The sequence below is a fragment of the Actinoplanes missouriensis 431 genome (assembly GCF_000284295.1).
GTDB classification, from domain to species: domain Bacteria; phylum Actinomycetota; class Actinomycetes; order Mycobacteriales; family Micromonosporaceae; genus Actinoplanes; species Actinoplanes missouriensis.
The window spans coordinates 5,619,031-5,642,634 of the sequence record NC_017093.1; the positions used below are offsets into that span (position 1 = coordinate 5,619,031).

The 23,604-nt window shown below is 71.2% G+C and carries 20 protein-coding genes; 12 read left to right on the plus strand and 8 right to left on the minus strand.

Annotation, left to right across the window (positions count from 1 at the left end; translation table 11 throughout):
- Both AMIS_RS26005 and AMIS_RS26010 read right to left on the minus strand, forming a co-directional pair.
- The gene (locus tag AMIS_RS26005) at positions 1-996 is read right to left on the minus strand and encodes an iron-siderophore ABC transporter substrate-binding protein (protein WP_014445398.1); all 996 of its coding nucleotides are present in this window, start codon (positions 994-996) and stop codon (positions 1-3) included.
- A gap of 69 nt (positions 997-1,065) precedes the next feature.
- Entirely contained in the window at positions 1,066-2,109 is a 1,044-nt protein-coding gene (locus AMIS_RS26010) for an ABC transporter substrate-binding protein (RefSeq protein ID WP_014445399.1), read from the minus strand.
- 114 nt (positions 2,110-2,223) lie between these two features.
- On the opposite strand from AMIS_RS26010, the gene AMIS_RS26015 reads away from it, so the two are divergent.
- From AMIS_RS26015 to AMIS_RS26030, 4 genes are read left to right on the plus strand one after another with little or no spacing between them, the layout of a single operon-like run.
- On the plus strand, positions 2,224-3,273 hold the full coding sequence (locus AMIS_RS26015; protein ID WP_051042138.1) for a FecCD family ABC transporter permease: 1,050 nt from the start codon (positions 2,224-2,226) through the stop codon (positions 3,271-3,273).
- Positions 3,270-4,307 carry a FecCD family ABC transporter permease gene (locus AMIS_RS26020; RefSeq protein WP_014445401.1) on the plus strand — a complete coding sequence of 346 codons (1,038 nt, stop codon included), beginning with the start codon at positions 3,270-3,272 and terminating at the stop codon, positions 4,305-4,307. Before AMIS_RS26015 ends, AMIS_RS26020 begins: the two co-directional genes overlap by 4 nt.
- A gap of 28 nt (positions 4,308-4,335) precedes the next feature.
- Positions 4,336-5,145 (plus strand): ABC transporter ATP-binding protein, encoded by an 810-nt coding sequence (locus AMIS_RS26025; RefSeq protein ID WP_014445402.1) that lies wholly within the window; start codon positions 4,336-4,338, stop codon positions 5,143-5,145.
- Between the two features lie 13 nt (positions 5,146-5,158).
- Positions 5,159-6,742, plus strand: a complete 1,584-nt coding sequence (locus tag AMIS_RS26030; RefSeq protein WP_014445403.1) for a methyl-accepting chemotaxis protein — start codon at positions 5,159-5,161, stop codon at positions 6,740-6,742.
- Between the two features lie 116 nt (positions 6,743-6,858).
- Here AMIS_RS26030 and lhgO read toward each other — a convergent pair whose 3' ends face one another.
- The 6 genes from lhgO to AMIS_RS26065 all read right to left on the minus strand — a co-directional run bounded on the left by lhgO (position 6,859) and on the right by AMIS_RS26065 (position 13,590).
- Complete coding sequence (gene lhgO, locus AMIS_RS26035) at positions 6,859-8,052, minus strand: L-2-hydroxyglutarate oxidase (protein WP_014445404.1); 1,194 nt, start codon at positions 8,050-8,052, stop codon at positions 6,859-6,861.
- Between the two features lie 210 nt (positions 8,053-8,262).
- Complete coding sequence (locus AMIS_RS26040; RefSeq protein ID WP_157435072.1) at positions 8,263-8,541, minus strand: hypothetical protein; 279 nt, start codon at positions 8,539-8,541, stop codon at positions 8,263-8,265.
- A 1,088-nt stretch (positions 8,542-9,629) separates the two neighbouring features.
- Positions 9,630-11,036, minus strand: coding sequence for a HAMP domain-containing sensor histidine kinase (locus tag AMIS_RS26050; RefSeq protein WP_014445407.1), 1,407 nt, complete (start codon positions 11,034-11,036; stop codon positions 9,630-9,632).
- Positions 11,033-11,731, minus strand: coding sequence for a response regulator transcription factor (locus AMIS_RS26055; RefSeq protein WP_041830068.1), 699 nt, complete (start codon positions 11,729-11,731; stop codon positions 11,033-11,035). Before AMIS_RS26055 ends, AMIS_RS26050 begins: the two co-directional genes overlap by 4 nt.
- Positions 11,732-11,764: 33 nt before the next feature.
- Entirely contained in the window at positions 11,765-12,166 is a 402-nt protein-coding gene (locus AMIS_RS26060; protein WP_014445409.1) for an FMN-binding protein, read from the minus strand.
- A 20-nt stretch (positions 12,167-12,186) separates the two neighbouring features.
- Positions 12,187-13,590 (minus strand): ferredoxin reductase family protein, encoded by a 1,404-nt coding sequence (locus tag AMIS_RS26065; RefSeq protein ID WP_041830069.1) that lies wholly within the window; start codon positions 13,588-13,590, stop codon positions 12,187-12,189.
- Between the two features lie 158 nt (positions 13,591-13,748).
- Here AMIS_RS26065 and AMIS_RS26070 point away from each other — a divergent pair, with 158 nt between their 5' ends.
- From AMIS_RS26070 to AMIS_RS26105, 8 genes are all read left to right on the plus strand, one after another.
- On the plus strand, positions 13,749-14,345 hold the full coding sequence (locus tag AMIS_RS26070; RefSeq protein ID WP_014445411.1) for a DUF4956 domain-containing protein: 597 nt from the start codon (positions 13,749-13,751) through the stop codon (positions 14,343-14,345).
- Positions 14,342-15,079: a polyphosphate polymerase domain-containing protein gene (locus tag AMIS_RS26075; protein WP_014445412.1), complete on the plus strand. Its 738-nt coding sequence runs from the start codon at positions 14,342-14,344 to the stop codon at positions 15,077-15,079. Before AMIS_RS26070 ends, AMIS_RS26075 begins: the two co-directional genes overlap by 4 nt.
- 10 nt (positions 15,080-15,089) lie before the next feature.
- The gene (locus AMIS_RS26080) at positions 15,090-16,874 is read left to right on the plus strand and encodes a carbohydrate-binding domain-containing protein (RefSeq protein WP_014445413.1); all 1,785 of its coding nucleotides are present in this window, start codon (positions 15,090-15,092) and stop codon (positions 16,872-16,874) included.
- Between the two features lie 144 nt (positions 16,875-17,018).
- A complete protein-coding gene (locus AMIS_RS26085; RefSeq protein WP_014445414.1) occupies positions 17,019-17,897 on the plus strand; it encodes a helix-turn-helix domain-containing protein in 879 nt (292 codons plus the stop codon).
- Positions 17,898-17,943: 46 nt separating this feature from the next.
- Positions 17,944-18,900: a phosphodiester glycosidase family protein gene (locus AMIS_RS26090; RefSeq protein ID WP_051042140.1), complete on the plus strand. Its 957-nt coding sequence runs from the start codon at positions 17,944-17,946 to the stop codon at positions 18,898-18,900.
- Positions 18,901-18,905: 5 nt separating this feature from the next.
- Positions 18,906-19,976, plus strand: a complete 1,071-nt coding sequence (locus tag AMIS_RS26095) for a GtrA family protein (RefSeq protein WP_014445416.1) — start codon at positions 18,906-18,908, stop codon at positions 19,974-19,976.
- Between the two features lie 51 nt (positions 19,977-20,027).
- The gene (locus AMIS_RS26100; RefSeq protein ID WP_041830070.1) at positions 20,028-22,859 is read left to right on the plus strand and encodes an NACHT domain-containing protein; all 2,832 of its coding nucleotides are present in this window, start codon (positions 20,028-20,030) and stop codon (positions 22,857-22,859) included.
- Positions 22,852-23,601 carry a hypothetical protein gene (locus AMIS_RS26105; RefSeq protein ID WP_014445418.1) on the plus strand — a complete coding sequence of 250 codons (750 nt, stop codon included), beginning with the start codon at positions 22,852-22,854 and terminating at the stop codon, positions 23,599-23,601. The genes AMIS_RS26100 and AMIS_RS26105 overlap by 8 nt, the downstream gene beginning before the upstream one ends.
- Positions 23,602-23,604: the final 3 nt, after the last annotated feature.

Genomic DNA, 23,604 nt, shown 5'->3' on the forward strand with positions numbered 1-23,604 from the left:
TCAGGCTCCGGCCGCCTTGGCGACGGCCGGGACGGTGTTGTCGATGAAGTACGGCACCGACAGCGGGCTCGGGTTGCGCAGCGCCATGAACTCGTCGGCGCCGAGCGCGATGTACTTACCGCCCTTGACCGCCGGCAGGTTCTTGAACAGCGTGTTCGCCTCGAGGGCGGTCTTCAGCTGCGGCTCGGTGTAGTAGATCAGCATCACGTCGGCGTCGATCGTGGCGATCTTCTCGAGGCTGAGCGTGACCGCGAACTCGTCGCCGGGCAGCGCCGCGACGGCGGGCGCCAGCTTCATCCCGAGGTCGTTGAAGGCCTTGACCGTGACGTCGGAGCCGGACCGCAGCACACCGATCGTGCCGGCTTCGAACACCTGGGAGATGGTGAAGGTCTTGCCCGCCAGGGCCGGGTGTTGTGTCTTCACCCCGTCCACCTTGGCCTGGACGTCGGTGATGATCTGCTCGCCCTGGTCCACCTTGCCGACGAGCTTGGCGACCTGGCGCAGGGTGGTCTGCCACGGGTCCTCGAACGGCCCGGTCTCGTACGCGGTGGTCGGCACGAGCGGCGACAGCGCCTTGTACTCCTGGTCGATGTAGTAGTCGCCACCGGCCAGCACCAGGTCCGGGTTGAGCTTGGCGACCTCCTCCGGGTCGACCCCGGTCTCGCCCATGACCAGCTGCACGGGCGTGCCGGTGATCTTCGGCTTGGCCCACGGGTTGATGCCGCCCTCGGCGACCGACTGGGCGATCCCGACCGGCTGGATGCCGAGCAGCAGCAGCGCGTCGATGTCGGCGTCGGAGAGCGCGACGATGCGCTCGGGCGACTTCTCCAGGGTGGTGGTGCCGAGCTTGTGGGTGACCGTCACCGGGAACGCCCCCGCGGCGGCCCCGGACGATCCGGCATCCGGTGTGGCGGTCTCGTCATCGGAGGATCCGCAGGCGGCCAGCGCGCCGGCGGTGAGAGTGAGGGCTAGAAGGGAGGTGAGAACACGGTTCAACGCAACACTTCGCTTCCCAGAGGGCGAATCCCCGCCACCGCGGAGGCGACGGGGATTCACCGAGGAGAATCAGGCGAGCTTCTTCGACTTCTTGATCGCGGCGGTGAGCGCCTCGAGCAGCGGGGCCGCGCCGTTCCAGGAGTAGATCGGGACGGCCTGCCACGGGAAGACCTGGTTCGCCTTGACGGCGGGCAGCGCGTTCCAGGCCGGCTTCGACGCCAGGTCCTTGGGCTGCAGGGTGCCGGTCCGCGAGTCCAGGAAGATGATGTCCGCGTGGTACTTGTCGGCGTTCTCCCAGCTCAGCGACTCGTAGTAGTCACCGCCGTCGGTCTTCTCCGGGACGATGATGTCGACGCCGAGCTCCTTGAAGTACATGATGTCGGACGACACCTTGGGGTTCGACACGTAGAAGATGTCGGCCGCGCCGGAGCCGGCGAGCACCTTGATGCCACCGCTCGCCTTGGCGGCGGCGGAGAGGTCGGCGGCGGCCTTCTCGAATCGGGCCTTGGCCTCGGCGACCTTCGGGGCGTTGAGGTCGGCGCCGAGGGAGGCGGCAAGCGCGGCGTACCGCTCGATCGGCTTGGTCAGCGGGACGCGGCCGACGGTGATCGTGGCGGTCGGGGCGAGGCCGAGGATCTTGTCCTTGCTCTCGTCCGGGATGTACCAGTACGCGCCCGGGTCGAACATGTGGGTGATCAGCAGCTCGGGGCTGAGCGCCGCGTACTTCTCGACGGAGAACTCGCCCCAGGCGTTACCGATGATCTCGACCTTGCTGATGTCGAGGTCGCCGGCCTGGTCCTCGGCGGTGCCGTCGGCCTTCTTGGTCTCACCGAACACGCCGACGATCTTGTCCTGGAGGCCCAGGTCGACCAGCGCGGCGGCGGTGCCGGTGAACGCGACGATCTTGCTGGGGGTCTTGTCGGCCTTCAGGTCCTTGGGCTGGTCGTCGGTGAACGACCAGGGACCGGCGGCCGCGGCGGGGGCGGAGGCGGCGGAGGAGGAGGACCCGGTCTCCTCGTTGCTGCCGCACGCGCTGAGCAGCGCGCCGAGACCGGCGGCGCCGCCGGCGGCCAGCAGGCCACGACGGGACAAAGAAAGGTTCGAGTACGACATCTTCAAGTCTTTCTCATGGGTACGACCGGTCACTCGACCGCGTGAATGGTTAGGCTAACCTAACGAACCGAACGCGCGTCAACAGGATCCGCCGAAGCGTGACGGGAGCATCAACTGTCCACCTATGACACCCCCACGGATCAGGGGGTTCGCACCACGGCTCCGGCAGCGGCCGCGCCCGCGGCCAGACGTGCCTCGGTCCGGCTCGCCGGCCTGCTGATCTCGTTCGCCCTCCTGGCCCTGGTCCTGGTGCTCAGCATCGGGTTCGGCGCCCGGTTCCTCAGCATCGGCGAGGTCTGGGCCGGACTCACCGACCCGGCGTCGGAGTACTACCGGATCGTCCACGAGATGCGGCTCCCGCGTACCCTGCTCGGCCTGATGGTCGGGATGGCGCTCGGCCTGGCCGGCGCGATCATGCAGGCGCTGACCCGCAACCCGCTCGCCGACCCCGGCCTGCTCGGCATCAACGCCGGCGCGTCGGCCGGTGTCGCCTCGGCCGCCGTGTTCCTCGGCATCGGCTCGTTCTACGGCTACATCTGGTTCGCCCTGGCCGGCGCCGCGGCCGTCACCGCCATGGTCTACGCGGTCGGTGGTGGACGCTCGGCGACCCCGGCCCGGCTCGCTCTCGCGGGCGCCGCCCTCAACGCGACGCTCTACTCCTATGTGAGCGCCGCGCTGCTCTCCGACTCGCAGGCGATCGAGAAGGTCAAGTTCTGGACGGCCGGCTCGCTGGCCAGCGCCGACTTCGCCACAGTGACCCGGCTGCTGCCGTTCTTCGCGGCCGGCCTGGTGGTGGCGCTGCTGGCGGCCCGCCCGCTGAACGCGCTGTCGCTCGGTGACGACGCGGCCCGCGCGCTCGGCGCCCGGCCCGCGGTGATCCGCACCGCCGTCATCATCGCGGTCACCCTGCTCTGCGGCGGCGCCACCGCCGCCTGCGGCCCGATCGTCTTCGTCGGGCTGCTCGTCCCGCACATGGTCCGCCCGTTCACCGGGCCGGACCTGCGCTGGCTGCTGCCGTACACCGCGGTGCTCGCGCCGGTGCTCCTGCTCGGCTCGGACGTGCTGGGCCGGATCCTCGGCAGCCCCGGCGAGCTCCAGGTCGGCACGGTCACCGCCGTCCTCGGCGGTCCCCTCTTCCTCTACCTCGTGCGAGCCGCCCGATGACCACCGCCGTAATCGAGAAGCCGGCCACCCCGACCGGCAACCGCGTGGGGGTCCGCCCGCGCGCCGTCGTGGTCGGCGTGGTCGCCGTGCTGCTCACCGCCGCGATCAGCGTGATCACGCTGGGCACCGGCGAGTTCCCGATCGCGCCCGCTGACGTGGTGAAAACCCTGTTCGGCCAGGGCACCGCCGCCCAGGACTTCATCGTCAACGAGCTGCGCCTGCCCCGGCTGATCACCGCGATCCTGGTCGGCATGGCCCTCGCGGCCGGCGGCGCGGTCTTCCAGTCGCTGGTCCGCAACCCGCTCGGCAGTCCGGACGTCCTCGGCGTCACGAACGGCGCGAGCACCGCCGCGCTGGTCGTGGTGATCCTCGGCGGCAGCAGCACCCAGCTGTCGCTCGCGGCGGTCGCCGGTGGTCTCGGCGCGGCCCTGCTCATCCAGCTGATCGGCGGCAAGCACGGCCTGCACGGCTTCCGGTTCATCCTGGTCGGCATCGGCCTGTCCGCCATCTTCACCGGCATCAGCGGATACCTGCTGACCCGTGGTGTGCAGATGGAGAACGCGCGCGCCCTGCTCTGGCTCACCGGCAGCCTGGACGGCCGGGACTGGGAGCAGGCCGGGCCGCTGCTCGGTGTGCTCGCCGTGACGCTGCCGATCCTGCTGCTGGCATGCGGTCCCGGCCTCAAGATCCTGGAGATGGGCGACGACGCGGCAGCGGCTCTGGGCGTACCGGTGAAGGTTCTTCGTACGTCTGCTCTCTTCGTGGCCGCCCTGCTGGTGGCGTGTGCCGCGGCAGCGGCCGGACCCGTCGCCTTCGTCGCGCTCATCGCGCCGCACCTGGCGAAGAAACTCACCCGGGCGCCCGGGCCGAACCTGATCCCGTCCCTCGCCATGGGCGCGCTGCTGCTGGTCGGCGCGGACTGGCTCGCGCAGCACGCTCCCCGGGCGCTCCCGGTGGGCGTGGTGACCGGCATCGTCGGCGGCGCCTACCTCGTCTGGCTGCTCACCATGGAACGCCGAGCAGGCCGGATCTGATCGACATGACGAACACAGGAGAGAAGAGATGAGTCGCCTCAGCGGTACCGGAATGACTCTGGCCTACGACAAGCGAGTCATCGCCGAGCAGCTGAGCGTCGACATCCCGGACGACTCGTTCACCGTGATCATCGGCCCGAACGCGTGCGGCAAGTCCACGCTGCTGCGGGCCCTCGCGCGGCTGCTCAAGCCGGCCGCCGGGACCGTGCTGCTGGACGGGCAGGACCTGCAGTCCCAGCCCACCCGCCAGGTCGCCAAGACGCTCGGCCTGCTGCCGCAGTCGTCGACCGCGCCGGACGGCATCACCGTCTCCGAGCTGGTGGCCCGCGGCCGGTACCCGCACCAGAGCCTGCTGCGCCGCTGGTCGACCGCGGACGAGCAGGTGGTGACCGAGTCGATGACCGCGACCGGGGTCGCCGACCTGGCCGACCGCAACGTCGACGAGCTCTCCGGCGGCCAGCGCCAGCGGGTCTGGCTCGCCATGGCGCTCGCCCAGCAGACGCCGCTGCTGCTGCTCGACGAGCCGACCACGTACCTGGACATCGCGCACCAGATCGAGGTGCTCGACCTCTGCGCCGAGCTGCACGAGACCCAGGGCCGGACCCTGGTGGCGGTGCTGCACGACCTGAACCACGCCGCCCGGTACGCCACCCACCTGATCGCCATGCGGGGCGGCAAGGTCGCGAAGTCCGGCAGTCCCGCCGACGTGCTCACCGCGGATCTGGTCGAGGAGGTCTTCGGCCTGCCCTGCCGGGTGATCGACGACCCGGAGACCGGCACCCCGCTGGTGGTCCCGGCCGCCCGTCGCCGGTTGGCCTCAACATCGGAATCTGTCTGACGATAAGGGGGACATGTCCCCTGATTCCGCCCTGGCCCGGTGGTTCACGAACCTCCGGGTCAGGACCAAGATTCTCGCCGCGGTGGTGCTGGTGGCGGTCATGATGACCGCGGCCACGTCGTTCGCGACCGTCCGGATGAGCGAGATGGACGACCGCATGAACGAGATGCGGAACATCCACGTGCAGAACCTCACGCTGCTCGGCCACATCCGTGGCGCGCAGTCCGACATCAACCACTACTCCACGTCGCTGGTCTCGGCCGGCACGTCGGCTGCCGACCGGGCCGCCGCCGGCAAGGGCCAGGCCGCGGCGGTGCAGGAGCTCGACGAGGCACTGGCCGAGTACACCGCGCAGCCCAAGACCACGGCGGCCGCCACCACGCTGACCGCGTTCACCGGCTACTGGGAGCAGTTCAACACGGCGATGGCCGCGGCTCAGGCCGGCAAGGACTCCGGCATCGACTTCGACGAGGTCATCACCGGCATGTCGGCGTCGGTCGACGACCTGGTGATCGAGGAGGGCGCGAGCGCGGCGGAAGCGGCCGACAAGGCGCACTCCGCCTACCAGGCCGCCAACCGCGACGTGCTGCTCAGCCTCGCCGCCGCGCTGGTGCTCGGCATCGGCTTCGCGATGCTCGTCGCCCGCTCGATCACCCGCCGCCTGCAGCCCGTCGCCGAGGCGATGGAGGCGGTCGCGACCGGCGACCTGACCCGGACCATCCCGGCCACCGGCTCCGACGAGATCGGCGCGATGGCGCGCTCGGTCAACCGGGCCACCGAGAGCGTCCGGGAGACCGTCGGCGCGCTGGCGCACAGCGCCGAGATGCTCGCCGCGAGCACGGGCGAGCTGAACCGGGTCAACGACCAGACCGTCGCCGGCTCGCAGTCGGTCTCCGAGCGGGCCGGTTCGGCGAACGCCTCGGCCGAGGAGGTCTCCCGCAACCTGCGGACCGTCGCGACCGGCGCCGACGAGATGGCGATGGCCATCCAGGAGATCGCGCAGAGCGCCGCGGCCAGCGCCGGGGTCACCCTCGAAGCGGTCTCCGTGGTCTCCGAGACCACCGAGACGGTGAGCAAGCTCGGCGCCAGCTCGCAGGAGATCGGCGCGGTGGTCAAGGTGATCACCTCGATCGCCGAGCAGACCAACCTGCTGGCTCTGAACGCGACGATCGAGGCGGCCCGCGCCGGCGAGTCCGGCAAGGGCTTCGCCGTGGTGGCCGGGGAGGTCAAGGAGCTCGCCCAGGAGACCGCGAAGGCCACCGAGGACATCTCCCAGCGGGTCCAGGCGATCCAGGCCGACACCGAGAGCGCGGTCGCCGCGATCACCCGGATCGGCGAGGTGATCGAGCGGATCAACCAGTTCCAGACCACCATCTCGGCCGCCGTCGAGGAACAGACCGCGACGACCGCGGAGATGAACCGCAACGTGGCGACCGCCGCGGCCGGCAGCGCGGAGATCGCGTCGAACGTGAGCCACGTGTCGAGCGCGGCCGAGCAGAGCCGGGCCGCCGTGGCGTCGGGTCAGCAGGCGGCCGCGGAGCTGGCAGCTCTCGCCGGGGACCTGAACGATCTGGTGGGCCGGTTCCAGTACCGCTGACCGCCCTTCGTGGGGATGCCCGGCCCTTCGGGGCCGGGCATTTCTTTACTCGACGACCTGTCCCACCCCGTGCTCATCTCCCTACTCGAAGATCTGTCCCACCACGTACTCATCTCCTACTCGAAGATCTGTCCGACCACGTGCTCGGCGATCGCCAGTGAGGACGTCGCCGCGGGTGACGGGGCATTGCGCACGGCCGTCACGGGACCCAGCCGGTGGATCCGGAAGTCGTCGACCAGGCTGCCGTCGCGGTCCAGCGCCTGCGCGCGCACCCCCGCCCCGGCACGCTCGACGTCGGCCGCGCCGATCTCCGGCACGTACCGCATCGCCTCGGCCATGTAACGCCGCTGGGACAGCGACCCGAGGACCTCCTTCACCCCGGTCCGCCAGTGCTGCCGCGCCATCCTCCACGTCCCCGGCCACGCCGCGATCCCGGCCAGATCAAAAACATTCACCTGGGTACGGCGGTAGCCCTCCTTCGCCGTGGCGAGCACCGCGTTCGGCCCCACCTCCACCACACCCGTCACGCGCCGGGTGAAATGCACCCCCAGGAACGGGTAGCGCGGATCCGGAACCGGATAGATCATGCCCCGCACCAGGTCCGCCTTGGCCGGCTTGACCCGCATGTACTCCCCGCGGAACGGGATGATCCGCGGGCCGGGCGCGTCGCCGGCCAGCTTCGCCACCCTGTCCGACTGGATGCCGGCGCAGACGATCACCCGGTCGGCGAGCAGCCGCCGCTCCCCCGCGGCGATCTCGATGCGCGCCCCCTGCGGGGTGAGCCGGTCCACCGCGAAGCCGGTGCGCACCTCTCCCCCGGCCGCCCCGATGTCCGCCGCGAACGCCCTGGCCACACCCGGGAAGTCGGTGATCGCCGTCTCCGGCGAATGCAGCGCGGCCAGACCGGCCGCATGCGGCTCGATCTCGCGGATCCCGGCCGGGTCGACCCGCCGCAGACCGGGTACGCCGTTCTCCCGCGCCCGCTTCTCCAGGTTGTCCAACCGGCCCAGCTCGTCCGCGCGCACCGCCACGACCAGCTTGCCGCACTCGTCGTACGCGATCCCCCGCTCCGCGCAGTACTCCCGCAGCAGCAGCCGGCCCCGGGTGCAGAGCTCCGCCTTCAGGCTGCCCGGCGTGTAGTAGATCCCGGCATGCACGACCCCCGAGTTGTGGCCGGTCTGATGCTGGGCGACCTCCGCCTCCTTCTCCAGGAGCACGACACGGGCGCCCGGCCGGCGCAGGGTGATCTCCCGCCCGATCGCCAGGCCGACGATGCCGGCCCCGATGATCGCGATGGTCTCGTCGGCCACGTGTGTTGCCTCTCTGCTGCTGCCCACCGGAAGCGATGGCGAAAGTTGTGACAGAGGTATAGAACCGCAACGCCTCCGCCCCGTGGTCCTCGGAGGGGCGGAGCGGGCCCGGAACCCGCCGAACGGCCGGTGCCCGCCCCACCCGGATGTCCCGGTCGTGACAGCGATCCGGCCGGGGCCCGGGTCCGGTCGGGAGCCGGCGCTCAGCCGTCAGGTGGTGCCGGTCCGCACCCGGTCGAGAGCCGGCGGGTGGCCGGATCGCGGGGCGGGCGTGACGCCGACCCAGCCGGAGGGGTGCTCCAAACGCAGGGCTGTCGGCAAGCGATGGGCCATGTCGGCGGCCACGTTGCCGGGCGTCGCCGCCGGGCGTCGCCGCCGGGCGTCGCCGCCGGGCGTCGCTGCCGGGCGTCGCTGCCGGGCGTCGCTGCCGGGCGTCGTCGCCGCGGCGCCGATCGCGGCGGCGGCGAGCATGCCCAGCCCACGGTCCACAGTGATCCGATCACGCGCCCCGGTCCGGAAGCCCGCGCCGGCCATAGGCGCGAGCGGGCAACGCGGCAATTGTTGACGATGCTGCTTGAAGAGCCCTCTCGCACTGACGCGACCCGTCGGCGTTCCGCTCACCCCGCGGAGGGCAGGCAGCGCCCGCAGCCGAGCGAGCCGTAGCCCAGGCATGCCCGACGCGGCGATAACCTGCCCCACCTACGGCTCGCATGCGCCAGCCGTAGCCCGGACCGGTAACAACGCGCCGAGGACCTGCGCCGACTACGGCTCGGCACCGCCAGCCTCAGTTGATCTCCATCTCGGGCGGTGAACGACCGCGCGGCTCACGGTGGGCTCGTGCGCGGGTAGCGGCTCACTGTGGGCTCGTGCGCGGGTAGCGGCTCACGGGCGGGTCCACGATCATGTCGCGGGCCCGGGCCTCGCGCGGGGGTGGCGGCTCACGGTGCGGGGGCGGCGCACCGATGTTCATGCCGGCCGCGATGGGGTCGCACGGAAACGGTTCGTGTGCTTCCATCCCTGCCCTGCCGTTGATGGATCGCCACGCAAGCGTTGCGTGTGACCTGATCCCCGCGGCGCCGGCGTTGCGTGTGGCCTTGTCCATGCGGCGCCCGCGCTGCGTGTGACCTCGTCCCCGCGGTGCCGGCGTTGTGTGTGGCCTTGTCCATGCGGCGCCGGGGTTGCGTGGCCTGATCCAGGCCGCCGTCACCGCCGTCACCGCCGTCACCGCCGTCACCGGTGGTGCCACGGCGTCTCGGGCCGGGCCACACGACTGCGGCGTGGCCGGTCGATGTAACGGTCCAGGCGCTCCGCCCGGGTGGGCGAAGCAGCACGTCACCGAGATGATCAACCTGAGCTGAGTGGCATTGACCGTCGCTCGGGCGCGGTGAAACGCCCACGGACCTGCGTGGGCTACGGCTCAGGCTTGGGGCTCGCCCTCTCGGGCGGCGACCTGGGGTGAGCGGGACGGGTGGCCGGGGCCGGCGGCGGGATGCGCCGGCGGAAGGGGCGTCAGGGGTGGCGTGTCAGGGGACCGGTCGGCCGTGGGGGGAACGGCGCGCGGCGTACCCGGAAAGGCCTCACGCAGGGGTCCCGGGAAGGCGGATCGTCAGGATCGTCCCGGTGGGGCTGTTGGGGAGGGCCTGCACTGTGCCGCCGTGATTTGTGGCGGTTTGGGCCACTATCGCCAAGCCCAGGCCCGAGCCTGGCATGGCGCGGGCGGCGGCTGATCGATAGAAGCGGTCGAAGACGTGGGGGCGGTCCTCGTCGGCTATGCCGGGGCCGGTGTCGGTGACCGTGAGCAGGCAGGCGCCGGGGCCGTCGGGGATGAGGCGGACCTGGACCTTGCCCGCGGGTGGGCTCCATTTCGCGGCGTTGTCGAGGACGTTGACGACCATGCGCTCCAGCTCGCCGGGGCGACCGAGGACGGTTGCCGGGGTGAGGGCGGTGTCGAAGGTCAGGGCGGGGGCGCGCAGCTGGACGCGGCTGACCGCGGCGGTGACCACCTCGGCCAGGTCCAGCGGCTCGACGGCCTCGCGGCTGGCCTCCTCGCGGGAGAGCTCGACCAGCTCGGTGGTGAGCGTGGCCAGCTCGCGGACCTGGGCGTCCAGATCCTCGAGGAGGCTGGTGCGGTCCTCGGTGGTGAGGCGGTGGGCCAGCTCGGGGTTGCGCTCCACGGTGAGCAGGAGCTCGACGTTCGTCCGGATGCTGGTCAGCGGGGTGCGCAGCTCGTGGCCGGCGTCCTCGACCAGGGCTCGCTGGGCGCGGCGGGACGCGTCGAGCGTGGAGAGCATCGTGTTGACCGAGCGGCCGAGGCGGGCTATCTCGTCGTTGCCGGCCACCTCGATCGGGCGGGCCTGTGCCCACCGGGAAAGGTCCATCGTGACGGCGACGTCCTCGACGGCACCGGTGAGACGGTCGACCGGGGCCAGGCCGGCGCGCGAGACGGTGCGGCCGAGCAGGGCGGCGCCACCGATGCCGGCCGCGCAGCCCACCGCGAGGAGCAGGGCGAACGTCATCAGGACGCGGTCGTCGGGGCGCCTGTCGAGGGCCACCTGGACCGCTCCGCCGCCGGGCAGCGGCTTGGTGAACATGAGGTACTCCCCGGGGCCGAGGGTCACCTCCTCCCGGACCGGCTCGCTGCTGCCGGCGGCGACCGCGACGGCCGCGTCGGTGACCGGCAGCGGGGTGGCGGTGCCGCCGACGACCGTGCCGGACGCGTCGATGATCTGCCAGCAGGGGCCGATCTCCTTGCCGTGCCGGTAACCCGAGGCCTCCCGCTTGCCCTCCATCGCCAGCCAGTACGCCGGGTTCGCCGCGATCGTGCTCGCGTCCGACGCCAGCTCGGCGGCGACCTTGTCCTGCTGGATCTCCCGCACGGTGAACCAGGCGCCGGCCGAGACGACCAGGACGGCGGCGGCCACCGCGCCGGCCACCAGCAGGGCGAGCCGGGCGTGCAGGGTGCGCTCACGCCACCAGAGGGTCACAGGGGCTCCTCCCTCAGCACGAAACCCACGCCCCGGACCGTGTGCAGCAGCCGGGTCTCGCCGTCGGCCTCCAGCTTGCGGCGCAGATAGCCCAGGTAGACATGCAGGCTGTTGGACTGCTCGCCGAAGTCGTAACCCCAGACCTGCTCGAAGAGCGCGGCCCGGGACAGCACCTGCCGGGGATGACGGAGGAACGCCTCCAGGATGGTGAACTCGGTGCGGGTCAGGCGCAGCGCGCGGGCACCGCGCCACACCTCGCGGGTGCGCGGGTCGAGCCGGATGTCGGCGAAGGCGAGCAGATCGTCCGGCTCGGCGGCCGCGGCCGGGGCGGTCAGCGCGGACCGGCGCAGCAGCGCTCGGATGCGGGCGAGCAACTCCTGCAGGGCGAACGGTTTCACCAGGTAGTCGTCGGCGCCCGCGTCGAGGCCGGCCACCCGGTCACCGACCGTGTCGCGGGCGGTGAGCATGAGGACCGGCAGCACCACCCCGTCGGCGCGCATCCGCCGGCACGCCTCCAAGCCGTCCATGCCCGGCATGTTCACGTCGAGGATCACCGCGTCGGGCTCGCCGGCACGGACCGCGTCGAGCGCGGCATGGCCGTCACCGGCGCTCTCCACCTGGTAACCCTCGAAGCGCAGGGTCCGCGCCAGCGAGTCACGCACCGCCGCATCGTCCTCGACCACCAGGATCCGCATGCCCTCCACCCTGCCAGCCGGGTACGACAGTTCTCACAGCTGGGCCGCGTCGAGCGCGGATTGCAGCGACTCCTTGTATCCGCCGCTGGTGAACGTGGCGCCGGAGACGGAGTCGATGTCGGCGCTCTGCGCGTCCAGGGTCTCCTGCACGAGCACCGGGATGGCCCGGGCGCTGATCTCGTCGTGCCGGGAGCTGCCGCTCGGGTGGACCGGCACCGTGACCGCGGTGATCTTCCCGTCGGTGACCGTGATGGTCACCTGGACGTCGCCCTCCTGCGTCTGCACGACGTCGCCGGCGTAGGTGTCCCCGGCCGGCGCCGCCGTCCCGACGGCCACCACCTCGGGGGTGATGGACGCGCCGGTGCTGGTCCGATAGCTGAACAGCAGCACGAGAGCCGCCACGGTCGACAGAAGCCACAGAGTGATACGTCGCATTTTTCCTCGAATTCCCTGTTCTACCAGCTGAAGAGCTCGGTGTGCACGCGAGCCGGCTTGACCCCCGCCTCGACCGCCGCCGCCCGTGCCGTCCCGGCCCACTGCTCCGGCCCGCAGATGTAGACGTGCGCGGCCGCGACCTGCGGCGCCACCTGCCGCAGCACGGCGGCGTCCGGCTGGCCGGCCAGGTTCGCCGGCAGCCACGAGTCGCGGTCCGCCCGGCGCCCGGTCAGCGGGACGACCCGCACCCCGCGCTGCGCCGCGAACCACTCCAGCTCGCCGCGGAACGCCAGGTCCTCCTCGCTGCGGGCCCGGTAGATGAGCGTCGCCTCGCCACTGCGGTACGGCAGCTCCCCGAGCAGCGACAACAGGGGCGTGATCCCGATCCCGCAGGCCATCAGCACGACCGGCCCGCCGGAGTAGGACTCCCCGGTCAGCTTCCCGTACGGCCCCTCGACCAGCACCCGGGTGCCGGGCTTCAGGGAGGCGATCCGCCCGCTGCCGTCCCCGGAGTTCTTCACGGTGATCCGCAACGAGTCCGGCTGCGGTGCGGCCGAGAGCGAGAAGGGGTTCGACCGGGTCCAGCCGGGCCCGTCCAGGAACCGCCAGTGGAAGAACTGCCCGGCCCGCACCGTCAGGCCGGTCAGGTTCTCGCCGGTCAGGTAGACCGAGGTCAGACCGGGCCCCTCCGGCACGACCCGGGTGACCACCAGGCGGTGCCACCAGTTGCGCCAGGCCGGCACGCCGAGGCGGTGGACGACGACGGCGACGAGCGCCACCGCGTACAGCGTCCACCAGTACGCGCGGGCGAGCGCCGAGCCGGTGAAGTCGGAGCCGGTCCAGATCTGGTGCGGCAGGGCCAGCCCGACGCCGAGGTAGGCGTAGAGGTGCAGGAGGTGCCAGGACTCGTACCGCAGCCTGCGGCGCGCCTTACGGATCGAGGTGGCGACCACCAGCAGGAGCAGCAGCGTCCCGGCAGCGGCGAGCAGCATGCCGGGGTACGTCCGTACCAGGTCCCAGAACTGGGTGACAACGTTCGTGGTGCCGGCCGCGTACCCGATGGTGACCGTGACGATGTGCGCCAGCATCAACCAGAACGACGTGAAACCGGTCCACCGGTGCCAGCGGGCGAGCCGGTCCTGCCCGAACGCGCGCTCCACCATCGGGATCCGGGCCATCAGCAGCACCTGGATCAGCAGCAGGTCGGAGGCCCAGAGACCGGCGAGCCGGGCGACCGCGGTGATCGCGGCGGAGCCACCACCGGTGATCTCCCGCACCCCGCCGTTGCTGACCCAGAGCGCGGTCACGATCAGCAGGCTCAGCCCGGCGGCGACGCCACCGGCGTCCTTCCACCATCGCGGCGCGGCGCGAGGCCGGCGATGGGCAGCGCTTCGAGCATTTCCGGGTACGGCGGTGGTGGTCATGCGCCAACCCTGACCGGACCGGATAAGAGGTGGTCAGGGCGAACCTAAGGGTTGCCTAAGAACACCTTTCACCAACGCCTTACGCCCCTCACAGGGTCCCTACAGCTCTCTGGTGCGCAATGGGGAACACCCGATGAACAGAGCCTGAAGGACAGACTGTGACCACGTTGCTAGCCGCCGCGGTGGACCTCGCCGCGATCGCCCTCCTGACGTTCGGCGTCTATTTCCCCCGGCATCGCCGGCGCGACCTGGTGACCGCCTTCCTCGGCATCAACATCGGCGTCCTCGCGGTCGCGATCGTGCTCGGTTCGACGACCGTCGGCGCCGGCCTCGGCCTGGGTCTCTTCGGTGTCCTGTCGATCATCCGGCTGCGGTCCGACGAGATCTCCCAGCACGAGATCGCGTACTACTTCGCGGCGCTCGGCCTGGGCCTGATCGCGGGACTCGGCGGCACGCCGGACTCGACCACCGCCGGCCTGATGCTGCTGATCATCGTGGGGCTCTGGATCGGTGATCACCCGGCGCTGTTCCGGCGGTACCGCAATCAGCAACTGCGGCTCGACGTCGCGTACACCGACGAGGACGCGCTGCGCACGCACCTGGAGACGCTGCTCGGCGGCCGGGTGACGAGCATGGTGGTGCGCCAGGTCGACATGGTCAACGACAGCACGCTCGTCGACGTCCGGTATGTGGCGCCGGCGGCCGGCCGCGCGCCGCAGGAGCCGGGACTGCGTCAGCGGGTGAACGCCGCATGATCGCCTTCGCCCCGATCTCCCTGGACGAGCTGGTCGGCGAGGCGGCGCTGCTCACCCGCCTGGACCGCAAGTACCTGCTCCCGGCGGCCGGGCTGCCGGAACTGCTCAACCGGATGCCGTCCTCGGTGCGGATGCTGGAGATCGGCGGGCAGCGCTCGTTCGGCTACCGGTCGGTCTACTTCGACACCGCCGGCCTGGACAGCTATCTCGCGGCGGCGCACGGGCGCCGGCGGCGCTTCAAGGTACGCATCCGCACCTATTTGGACACCGGACTCGACTTCGTCGAGGTGAAGACGCGCGGCGCGCGGGGGGTCACGGTCAAGGAGCGCATTCCGTACGAGGGTGACGGGTCCCGTCTCGGCCCGGCCGGCCACCGGTACGCGCACACCGTGCTCGCCGACGCCGGGATCCCCGCCGAAGGGCTGGACTTCCACGCGGTGATGGCCACCTACTACCGGCGGACCACGCTCTACGTCCCGGAGACCGGCAGCCGGGTGACCCTCGACAGTGACCTGGCCTGGCAGCTCCCGGACGGCTCGACCACCCGGATGCCGGACTCGGTCGTGGTGGAGACGAAATCGGCGCGCGCCGCCTCGGACGTCGACCGCCTGCTCCGGTCGCTCGGGCACCGCCCGTGCCGCATCTCCAAGTACGCCACCGGCCTCGCCGCCCTGCGTCCCGATCTGCCCGCCAACAAGTGGCACGGCGTCCTGCGACGTCACTTCACCTCCTGAGGGGTTCCCCATGCGCCTGCGTAAGAAGATCGTCGCCGCGGTGAGCTCGGCCGTGCTGGCCGCCGCCATGATGGCCGGTTGTTCGAACTCCTCGTCGTCCTCCGCCGCGGCGGACACGACCGGCACCACCGCCGCCGTGGTGGCGTCCACGGTGGACGGCACGCAGGGCGCCGCGGTGGTGCTCGCGGCGAACAAGGCCGTGCACACCGCCGCTTCGGCCGGCTCAGCCTCCGAGATCAGCCTCTCCGGATCGTCGGCTTCGTCCACGGCCTCCGGTGTCACGATCGACGGCTCCACCGTGACGATCACGGCCGCGGGCACATATCGGATATCGGGCTCCCTGACGGACGGGCAGATCGTGGTGAACGCCCCGGACGCCACCGTCACGCTGATCCTCGACAACGCCTCGATCACCAGCTCGACCACCGCCGCGATCGCCGCCACCGAGGCCGAGCAACTGGTGATCGAGCTTGCCGGCGGCAGCACCAACACGCTCGCCGACACTTCCACCTACGCCGAGGACGCCGACGTGAACGCTGCCCTGTTCAGCGCCGGTGACCTGACGATCACCGGCAGCGGCGCGCTCACCGTGACCGGCAACGGCAACGACGCGATCGCGAGCAAGGACGGGCTGCTGATCCGGTCCGGGACCATCACCGTGACCGCGAAGGACGACGGCATCCGCGGCAAGGACTACGTGGTGGTCGGCGGCGGGACGATCACGGTCGAGGCGGGCGGCGACGGGATCAAGGCCGACAACGACACCGACGCCGACTCCGGCTATGTCGCGATCTCGTCGGGCACGCTCACGGTGACCGCGGGCGGCGACGGCGTGGACGCGGCCACCGACATCGTGGTCACCGACGGGGCGATCACGATCAGCTCCGGCGGCGGGCACACCGCGCAGGTGGCCGGCGACGCCTCGGCGAAGGGGCTCAAGTCCGGCGTCATCACGGTCCTCGAGGGTGGCACGGCCACGGTCGACGCCGCCGACGACGCGGTGCACAGCGACGGCGCGGTCCACTTCGCCGGCGCGACGGTCAGCGTGGCGAGCGGCGACGACGGGGTGCACGCGGAGGGCGCGCAGGTGATCGACGGCGGCAGCCTCGAGGTCACGGCGGCCGTCGAGGGCCTGGAGGCGGCGGAGTTCGTGCTGAACGCGGGCGATGTGCACGTGGTCTCCAGCGACGACGGCATCAACGGCGCCGGGGGCACCTCCACGCCCGACCAGGGCTTCGGCGGCGGGCCGGGCGGCGGCGAGACCGTCGGCGACTTCTCCGTCACCATCAACGGTGGCACCCTGGTGATCGACGCCGAGGGCGACGGGCTCGACTCCAACGGCACCGCCGCGATCACCGGCGGGACCGTGGTGGTGAACGGGCCGCAGGGCAACGGCAACGGCGCGCTCGACGTCAACGGCAGCTTCACGATCAGCGGCGGTGTCCTGCTCGCGGCCGGCAGCGCCGGCATGGTGGTCACGCCCGGTACCGACTCGGCGCAGGGCTGGCTGTCCGCCACCCTGGACGACGCGGTCGCGGCCGGCACGACCATTCAGATCACCGACAGCGCGGGTACGGTCGTCGCCTCCTACGTGACCAGTAAGGCTGTGCAGAACATCGTCTACTCGTCGCCGGCGATCACGTCCGGCGAGAAGTACACGGTCTCCGTCGGCGGGACCGCGAGCGGGGACAGCATCGGCGGGCTGGCCGCCTCCGGGTCGCTCGGCTCGGCCGGCACGGTCGCCACGGTGACCGCGGGCGAGGCCCCGGCGGGGGGCTTCGGTCGCCGGCGCTAGGATCACAGGCCCCCGGGAAGATCACCGGGGGCCTTCTCGTCACTCTGCGTGTCCACATAGGATTACCTGAGTTCTGGAGAAGAGACGCCTGTCGCAGTACGATCGGCGCAGCCCGGCGCGTGGGCGCCGACGACCCCTGAAGGGTTGGCCGGGGTGACCGAGAACGACAACGGCGGGGCAACCGTGCGCCGGTTGCAGCTGGGCGCACATCTGCGTGCCCTGCGCCGCGCCAAAGGGGTGACCCGTGACGAGGCCGGGTACCGAATACGCGGCTCCGAGTCGAAGATCAGCCGGATGGAGCTGGGCAAGGTCAGCTTCAAGGAACGCGACGTCACCGACCTCCTCAAGCTGTACGGCGTGGAGGACCCGGCCGAGCACCAGCGGGTCCTGGCCCTGGCCCGGGAGGCGAACACGCCCAGCTGGTGGCACGCGTACGGGGACGTCCTCGACACCTGGTTCCAGAACTACCTCGACCTGGAACAGGCCGCCGAACTGATCCGCACCTACGAGGTCCAGTTCGTCCCCGGTCTGCTGCAGACCGACGCCTACGCCCGCGCGGTGATCCGCCTCGGGCACGACCACGCCGACCCCGGCGAGATCGACCGCCGGGCCCGGCTCCGGATGGCCCGCAAGCAGGTCCTCGCACGGCCGGACGCGCCGCGGCTCTGGGCGGTTCTCGACGAGGCGGTGCTGCGCCGGCCGATCGGCGGCCCCGAGGTGCTGCGCGAGCAGATCCAGTCGCTGCTCGACGTCTGCGACTCCCCCGCCGTACGGCTGCAGGTGATGCCGTTCGCCTCCGGTGGGCACGCGGCCGCCGGCGGCGCCTTCACCATCCTGCGGTTCCCGCACGAGAAACTGCCCGACGTGGTCTACATCGAACACCTCACCAGCGGGCTCTACCTGGAGCGGCGGGAAGAGGTCGACCACTACGCGGCGGCGTTCGGCCGGCTCTCGATCGAGGCGGAGCACCCGAGCCGTACCCCGGATCTGCTGCGCGCCATGCTGGCCGACATCGACTCCTAGGGTCACGCACAGACCCGCCACAAGGTAGCCCGTTTCACTGGGCCGCGTGACAGCCAATCCCGCAGCTCAGCGTCCTGCTCGCCGGTTCGGCCGGCGTGGTTTCCTGGCCGGCGGCCTCGGTGTGCTGGCGGCTGCCGCCGGCGGCGGCGCCTGGGCCCTCGACAGGTACGTCCTCGATCACGTCGAGGTGTCCGGCGCCTCCGCGATAGCCGCCCAGAACGTCTCCGTCGCGGAGGCGGCCGGCACCGGCACGGCGACCGCGACGACCTGGACCAGCGACACGTCGACGATCGCGATCGAGACGGTGGCGACCGGCTCGGGCACCGGCAAGATCACCTACTTCGTGGCGGACGTCAAGGTCAGCGACGCGACGATCGTCCGGTCGGCGTTCGCCAACGACCAGTTCGGCGAGAACATCGTCGCGAACCCGTCGGCGATCGCCGCCTCGGTGAACGCGGTCCTCGCGATCAACGGGGACTACTACGGGTTCCGGGACACCGGGATCGTGATCCGCAACGGGGTGAAGTTCCGCGACGCGGGCGCCCGGCAGGGGCTCGCGTTCTACGCCGACGGGTCGATGAAGCTCTACGACGAGACCGCCACCAGCGCCGACGAGCTGCTCGCGGCCGGCGTGTGGAACACCGTGTCGTTCGGTCCGGGACTCGTCGACGGCGGCCGGGTGATCGACGGGATCGACGGGATCGAGGTGGACACCAACTTCGGCAACCACTCGATCCAGGGGCAGCAGCCGCGCACCGGCGTCGGGCTGATCGACGAGAACCACCTGCTCTTCATCGTGGTCGACGGACGCAGCCAGGGGTACAGCCGGGGCGTCACGATGCCGGAGTTCGCACAGATCTTCGCGGACCGGGGCGCGACCGTGGCGTACAACCTGGACGGCGGCGGCTCCTCGGCGATGATCTTCCGGGACGAGCTGGTCAACAACCCCCTCGGCAAGGGCCAGGAGCGGGGCACCAGCGACATCCTGTACGTCGCGGGCTGAGCGCGATGATCGTCCTCATCCCGGCCTATCAGCCGGATCAGCGGCTCGTCGAACTCTGCCGGAGCCTCGGGCACTATCGGATCGTCGTCGTGGACGACGGGAGCGGCAGCGCGTACACCGCCGTCTTCAACGCCGCTCGCGCGGCCGGCGCCGACGTGCTCACGCTGGACCACAACCGGGGCAAGGGGTTCGCCCTGAAGACCGGTTTTGCCCATATCGCGGCACGGCACCCCGGCCAGGACGTCGTGTGTGCGGACAGTGACGGCCAGCATCGCCCGGACGACATCGCGGCGGTCGCCGGGCGGGTCGCGGTCACCGAGGCGGCGATGGTGCTCGGCGTGCGGCGCTTCACCGGGACCGTGCCGGCCCGCAGCCGGTTCGGCAACACCGTCACCCGGGGACTGTTCCGGCTCGTCACCGGCCGATCGGTGTCGGACACGCAGACCGGGTTGCGGGGATATCCGTCGTGGGTGCTGAAGTGGCTCGGGGACACGCCGGGCGACAGGTTCGAGTACGAGCTGCGGCTGTTGCTGCGGGCCGCCCGGGAGGACCTGGCGATCGAGGAGCTGGAGATCGCCACGGTGTACCTGGACGGCAACCGGTCATCGCATTTCCGGCCGCTGCAGGACTCGGTCCGCATCTACCGACCGCTGCTCGGCTCGGTCTTCGCCTTCGCCGGGTCGTCGCTGCTGGCGTTCGCGGTGGACGCCGCGCTGCTGGCCGTCCTCGTCACGGCGAGCGGGCACCTGATCGCCTCCGCGATCGCGGCCCGGCTGGTGAGCGCGACGCTGAACTACACGGTCAACCGGCGTACCGTCTTCGGTCCGGTCGCGCCGCACCGCAAGGCGGCGCCCCGGTACGCGGCGCTCGCGCTCCTCTCCCTCGCGGCCAATGTGGCGCTGCTGCGGGCGCTGGCCGGACTGTCCGGATCACTTCCGGTCGCGAAGCTGGTGACGGAGGTGTCGTTGTTCACCGCCGGCTTCGTGATCCAGAGGGCGTTCGTCTTCAGCCGCAACCGGGTCCGGACGGCGATCGCGCCACGACCGATGGCCGGAACGGGACTCCCATCAGGTTGACATCCGCTTCTCGCCGGGCGTCCGGTGTGCACACCGGCCTAGAATGTGTCGATGGAGTTCGTGCTGGACCGGATCGGGCCCAACTCCTTCAAGGTGCTCGTCGCGGATCTGACCAGAGAGCTGACCAAACTTTCCCTCAAGGTCATCGACACGGGGACTCTGCACTTCCCCGCGGACACGCCTCCCACGACCGTGCGGTGGCCGTCGTTCCTCCAGGGCGGGGTGTGGACCGGCCACACCGTGATCGATTGCCTTTACGTGCCGAAGGAGAGCCGCAGTTCCTGGACCGCAGCCGAGTTCCGCGCGGCGCTGGCCCAGCGGCTCGACAAGGAGTTCCAGACACGGGAACGGGCGCGTGCCGTGCAGGACGGGGACGGGTTCCCTCCGAACCCGTTCGACTACCGTCCGCCGGACTACCGTCCGCCGGATTACTCGTCCGGCGCCGCGCCGCCGCTCCCGCCCGAGCCTTCCCCGGTCTTCACGGACTATCTCGTCATCGCGACGAACCTGCCGGCATCGGTGATCTCCCCGCCCGACTGTTCCCGGCTGCTCGCGGAGCACGCCGAGGCGCTCGGCCTGAAGGGCTGGAAGATCTGGGACCTCACCACCCTCACGACGATGCTGGCGCAGGCCGAGCCGGTCCGCCGGAAGTACCTCTCCGAGATCGCGCCGGACGACGTGTTCAGCCGCCTCCACGAGTACGACCTGGGCGTCACGAAACCGGTCCTCGACCTGTTCATGACGCAGGCGACGAACGAGCTGGACGGCGAGAAGTACGTGCGCCTGTCCCAGGCCGGCGACGCGACGGCCGGCAAGATCCCGCTGAGCCAGGTGGGCGTCGACCTCCCGGTCAAGGGCGAGGCGAAGATGGCCGCCCGCCTGATCATCGAGGCCGCCGACACGGCGTCGCCGTTCCACCGGTCCGGGCCGGTCCCGAACGTCCTGCTGCTGGGTGGACCGGGCCAGGGCAAGAGCACGATCGCGCAGCTGATCGGCCAGTGCTACCGGACCGCCCTGCTGGACGGCTCGCTGAGCCCGCAGCGCACCAGCCACGCGCTGCTCGTCTCCCTGCAGAAAGGTCTGCAGGAGGCGCGGATCCCCCGGCCCCGGCTGCGGCGCTGGCCGGTCCGGGTCAACCTCGCGGAGTACGTCGACTGGGCGGCCCGGCACCACCAGTCGCTGATCACGTACATCGCCGAGGCCGCCACGCCGTTCGTGGAGGGCATGACCGGTCGGAAACTGCGGTCCTGGCTCAAAGCTTGGCCCTGGCTGCTGATCCTGGACGGATTCGACGAGGTCGCCTCGGCACACGACCGGGACACCCTGATGCAGCAGCTGCGCAACTTCATGAACGAGTCCGAGAGCCTCGGCGGTGACGTCTTCGTGCTGGCGACCACCCGGCCGCAGGGTTACGCCGGCGAGTTCTCCCAGCACGGCTACCAGAGCGTCGAGCTCGCCTCGCTGGAGCGGCAGCAGGCGGTGGACTACGGGCTCAAGCTCGCGCAGGCACGGCACAGCGACGATCCCGAGATGCGCAAGAAGGTCTCCGAGCGGATCAACGTGGCGGCCAACGACAAGTTCACCGCGCGCCTGATGCGGTCACCGCTGCAGGTGACCATCATGTCCATCCTGCTGGAGGCCCGGGAACGGGTGCCGCGGGCGCGCTACGCGCTGTTCAACGGGTACTACGAGACGATCTACGCCCGTGAGACGACGAAGAAGGACAGCTTCCGCGAGCTCCTCGAGAACCGTGACCGGGACATCCACGAGCTGCACAACTGGCTCGGGCTGATGCTCCAGGTGAAATCCGAGCAGGCCGGCGACCTGGACGCCTCCATCCCGGCCGACGACCTGCGCCTCAAGGTCGTGCAGAGGCTGCGGGACGAGGGGTACGACCAGGCCAAGGCCACCAAACTGGCCCAGCAGATCATCGAAGCCTTGATCGAACGCCTGGTGCTGATCGTGCCGAAGCGCGACCGGGAGTACGGGTTCGAGGTCCGCAGCATCCAGGAGTTCTTCGCGGCACGGGCGATCGTCTCCGGGTCGGACACCGCCGTGCTGCACCGGATGGGCCAGATCATCGAACCGGCGCACTGGCGCAACACCTGGCTCTTCGCGGCCGGCAAGGCGTTCAGCGAACGCGAGCACATCCGCCGCGACATCGTCACGCTGCTCACCGACATCGACAGCCGGGACCTGGTCCGGATGCTGGTGTCGCCCGGCGCCGACCTGGCCTTCGACCTGCTCGACGACGAGGTGGCGAACAACGTGCCGGTCCTCCAGCGCCTCCTCTTCGACCGGGCCCTGGAACTGCTCAAGTACCCGCCGGACCACGACCTGCGCCGCCGCGCGCCGGTGCTGTTCCAGCAGGCCGCCCTCGCCGACGCCGACTACCTGGCGGTCAAGCTGGACCAGGCGATCGCGCAGGCCGCCGGCGGCACGCCGGCACAGGTCGAGGCGGCGCACGCCGTGCTCCGGCTGGCCGGTCAGCGCGCCACGCCGCTGGCGTTGAAGCTCCGCCAGCGGCTGCGGGCCCTGGAACGGGAGACCGATCCGAGCCGGCTCACCGGTGAGGCCGTCACCCGGCGGATCACCGATGCCTGGGACCGCTCGCTGCGGGACTCGCATCTCTCCGTACCGGATGACGCCACCGCGAAGGCCTTCCTGACGCAAGCGATGACCAGCAGCACCGAGGAACCCCTGCACTGGGACTATCTCGACAGTTGCCTCAGCCGTCCCGCCGTCGCCGCGGCTCTGGCCCGGGCCACCCTGGCGACCGCCGAGATCGACGCCGCGATGGCCTCCAAGCTGCGCGACCTGATCCGCCTCTGGGTCCAGCGCAAGGCCTCCGGTGCCGGCCTGCTGGACGACACGGATGCCTGAGACGCCCGGCGCCGGGCGGGCGGTCCGCCGCCGGCTCCAACTTCTTCTGTACGGGGCCGCGGGTGCCGTCGCCGTGCTGCTCACCGTCGTTCTCGCGCTGATCGTCGTGGCCCGCGACGACCTGGACCTGTCCGACCGGCTGGCCGCGGTCAACGACGTCTTCGCCGGCGCCGCCCTGTTCGTGGCGCTGACCGCCGGCGGGATCGCCCTGCAGACCTACGCCGCCGCGACCGGTTCACCGGTGATCAAGGCGCAGGTGTGGTTCGGCGGCGACCCGCCGAACCGGCTGGTCCTCGTCGCCGAACCGGCGCCCGGCGGCCTGCTGCGCTCGGTCGGCGTCACCGGGCAGTCCCGGCTGCACCTGCGGCTGAACAACGTCAGCGAGCACCCGGCACATCAGATCACCGTTCAGGTACGCCTCGACGGCCTCTACTTCGACCGGGAGTTCGACGCCACCGGCAACGAGTGGCGGGTGGTGGACGCCACCGACGGCCGGGGCGCGACGGTCGCCGAGTGGAGCGGCGCGGCGGTGCTGCACGGGCACACCACCCGGCGGCTGCCGGCGCTCGATCTGCGGTCGATCGTGGCGTACCCGGACGCGGGCGACCCGGCCGTCCGGATCCACGTGGCGAGCACCGGGTACGTGCGGGCCGTTCCGCCCGTACCGGTCGTGCTGCTCCGCGCGGACCAACCCGGCCCGAACGCGGACGCCGGCCGGATCGGGCCGCCGGAGTGGATCTGAACC

Excerpts from the sequence above, each read along its gene's own strand:
- AMIS_RS26010 (WP_014445399.1), bottom strand. The coding sequence starts at position 2,109 with ATGTCGTACTCGAACCTTTCTTTGTCCCGTCGTGGCCTGCTGGCCGCC.
- AMIS_RS26020 (WP_014445401.1), top strand. The coding sequence starts at position 3,270 with ATGACCACCGCCGTAATCGAGAAGCCGGCCACCCCGACCGGCAACCGC.
- AMIS_RS26025 (WP_014445402.1), top strand. The coding sequence starts at position 4,336 with ATGAGTCGCCTCAGCGGTACCGGAATGACTCTGGCCTACGACAAGCGA.
- AMIS_RS26030 (WP_014445403.1), top strand. The coding sequence starts at position 5,159 with ATGTCCCCTGATTCCGCCCTGGCCCGGTGGTTCACGAACCTCCGGGTC.
- AMIS_RS26055 (WP_041830068.1), bottom strand. The coding sequence starts at position 11,731 with ATGCGGATCCTGGTGGTCGAGGACGATGCGGCGGTGCGTGACTCGCTG.
- AMIS_RS26060 (WP_014445409.1), bottom strand. The coding sequence starts at position 12,166 with ATGCGACGTATCACTCTGTGGCTTCTGTCGACCGTGGCGGCTCTCGTG.
- AMIS_RS26065 (WP_041830069.1), bottom strand. The coding sequence starts at position 13,590 with ATGACCACCACCGCCGTACCCGGAAATGCTCGAAGCGCTGCCCATCGC.
- AMIS_RS26075 (WP_014445412.1), top strand. The coding sequence starts at position 14,342 with ATGATCGCCTTCGCCCCGATCTCCCTGGACGAGCTGGTCGGCGAGGCG.
- AMIS_RS26080 (WP_014445413.1), top strand. The coding sequence starts at position 15,090 with ATGCGCCTGCGTAAGAAGATCGTCGCCGCGGTGAGCTCGGCCGTGCTG.
- AMIS_RS26095 (WP_014445416.1), top strand. The coding sequence starts at position 18,906 with ATGATCGTCCTCATCCCGGCCTATCAGCCGGATCAGCGGCTCGTCGAA.
- AMIS_RS26100 (WP_041830070.1), top strand. The coding sequence starts at position 20,028 with ATGGAGTTCGTGCTGGACCGGATCGGGCCCAACTCCTTCAAGGTGCTC.
- AMIS_RS26105 (WP_014445418.1), top strand. The coding sequence starts at position 22,852 with ATGCCTGAGACGCCCGGCGCCGGGCGGGCGGTCCGCCGCCGGCTCCAA.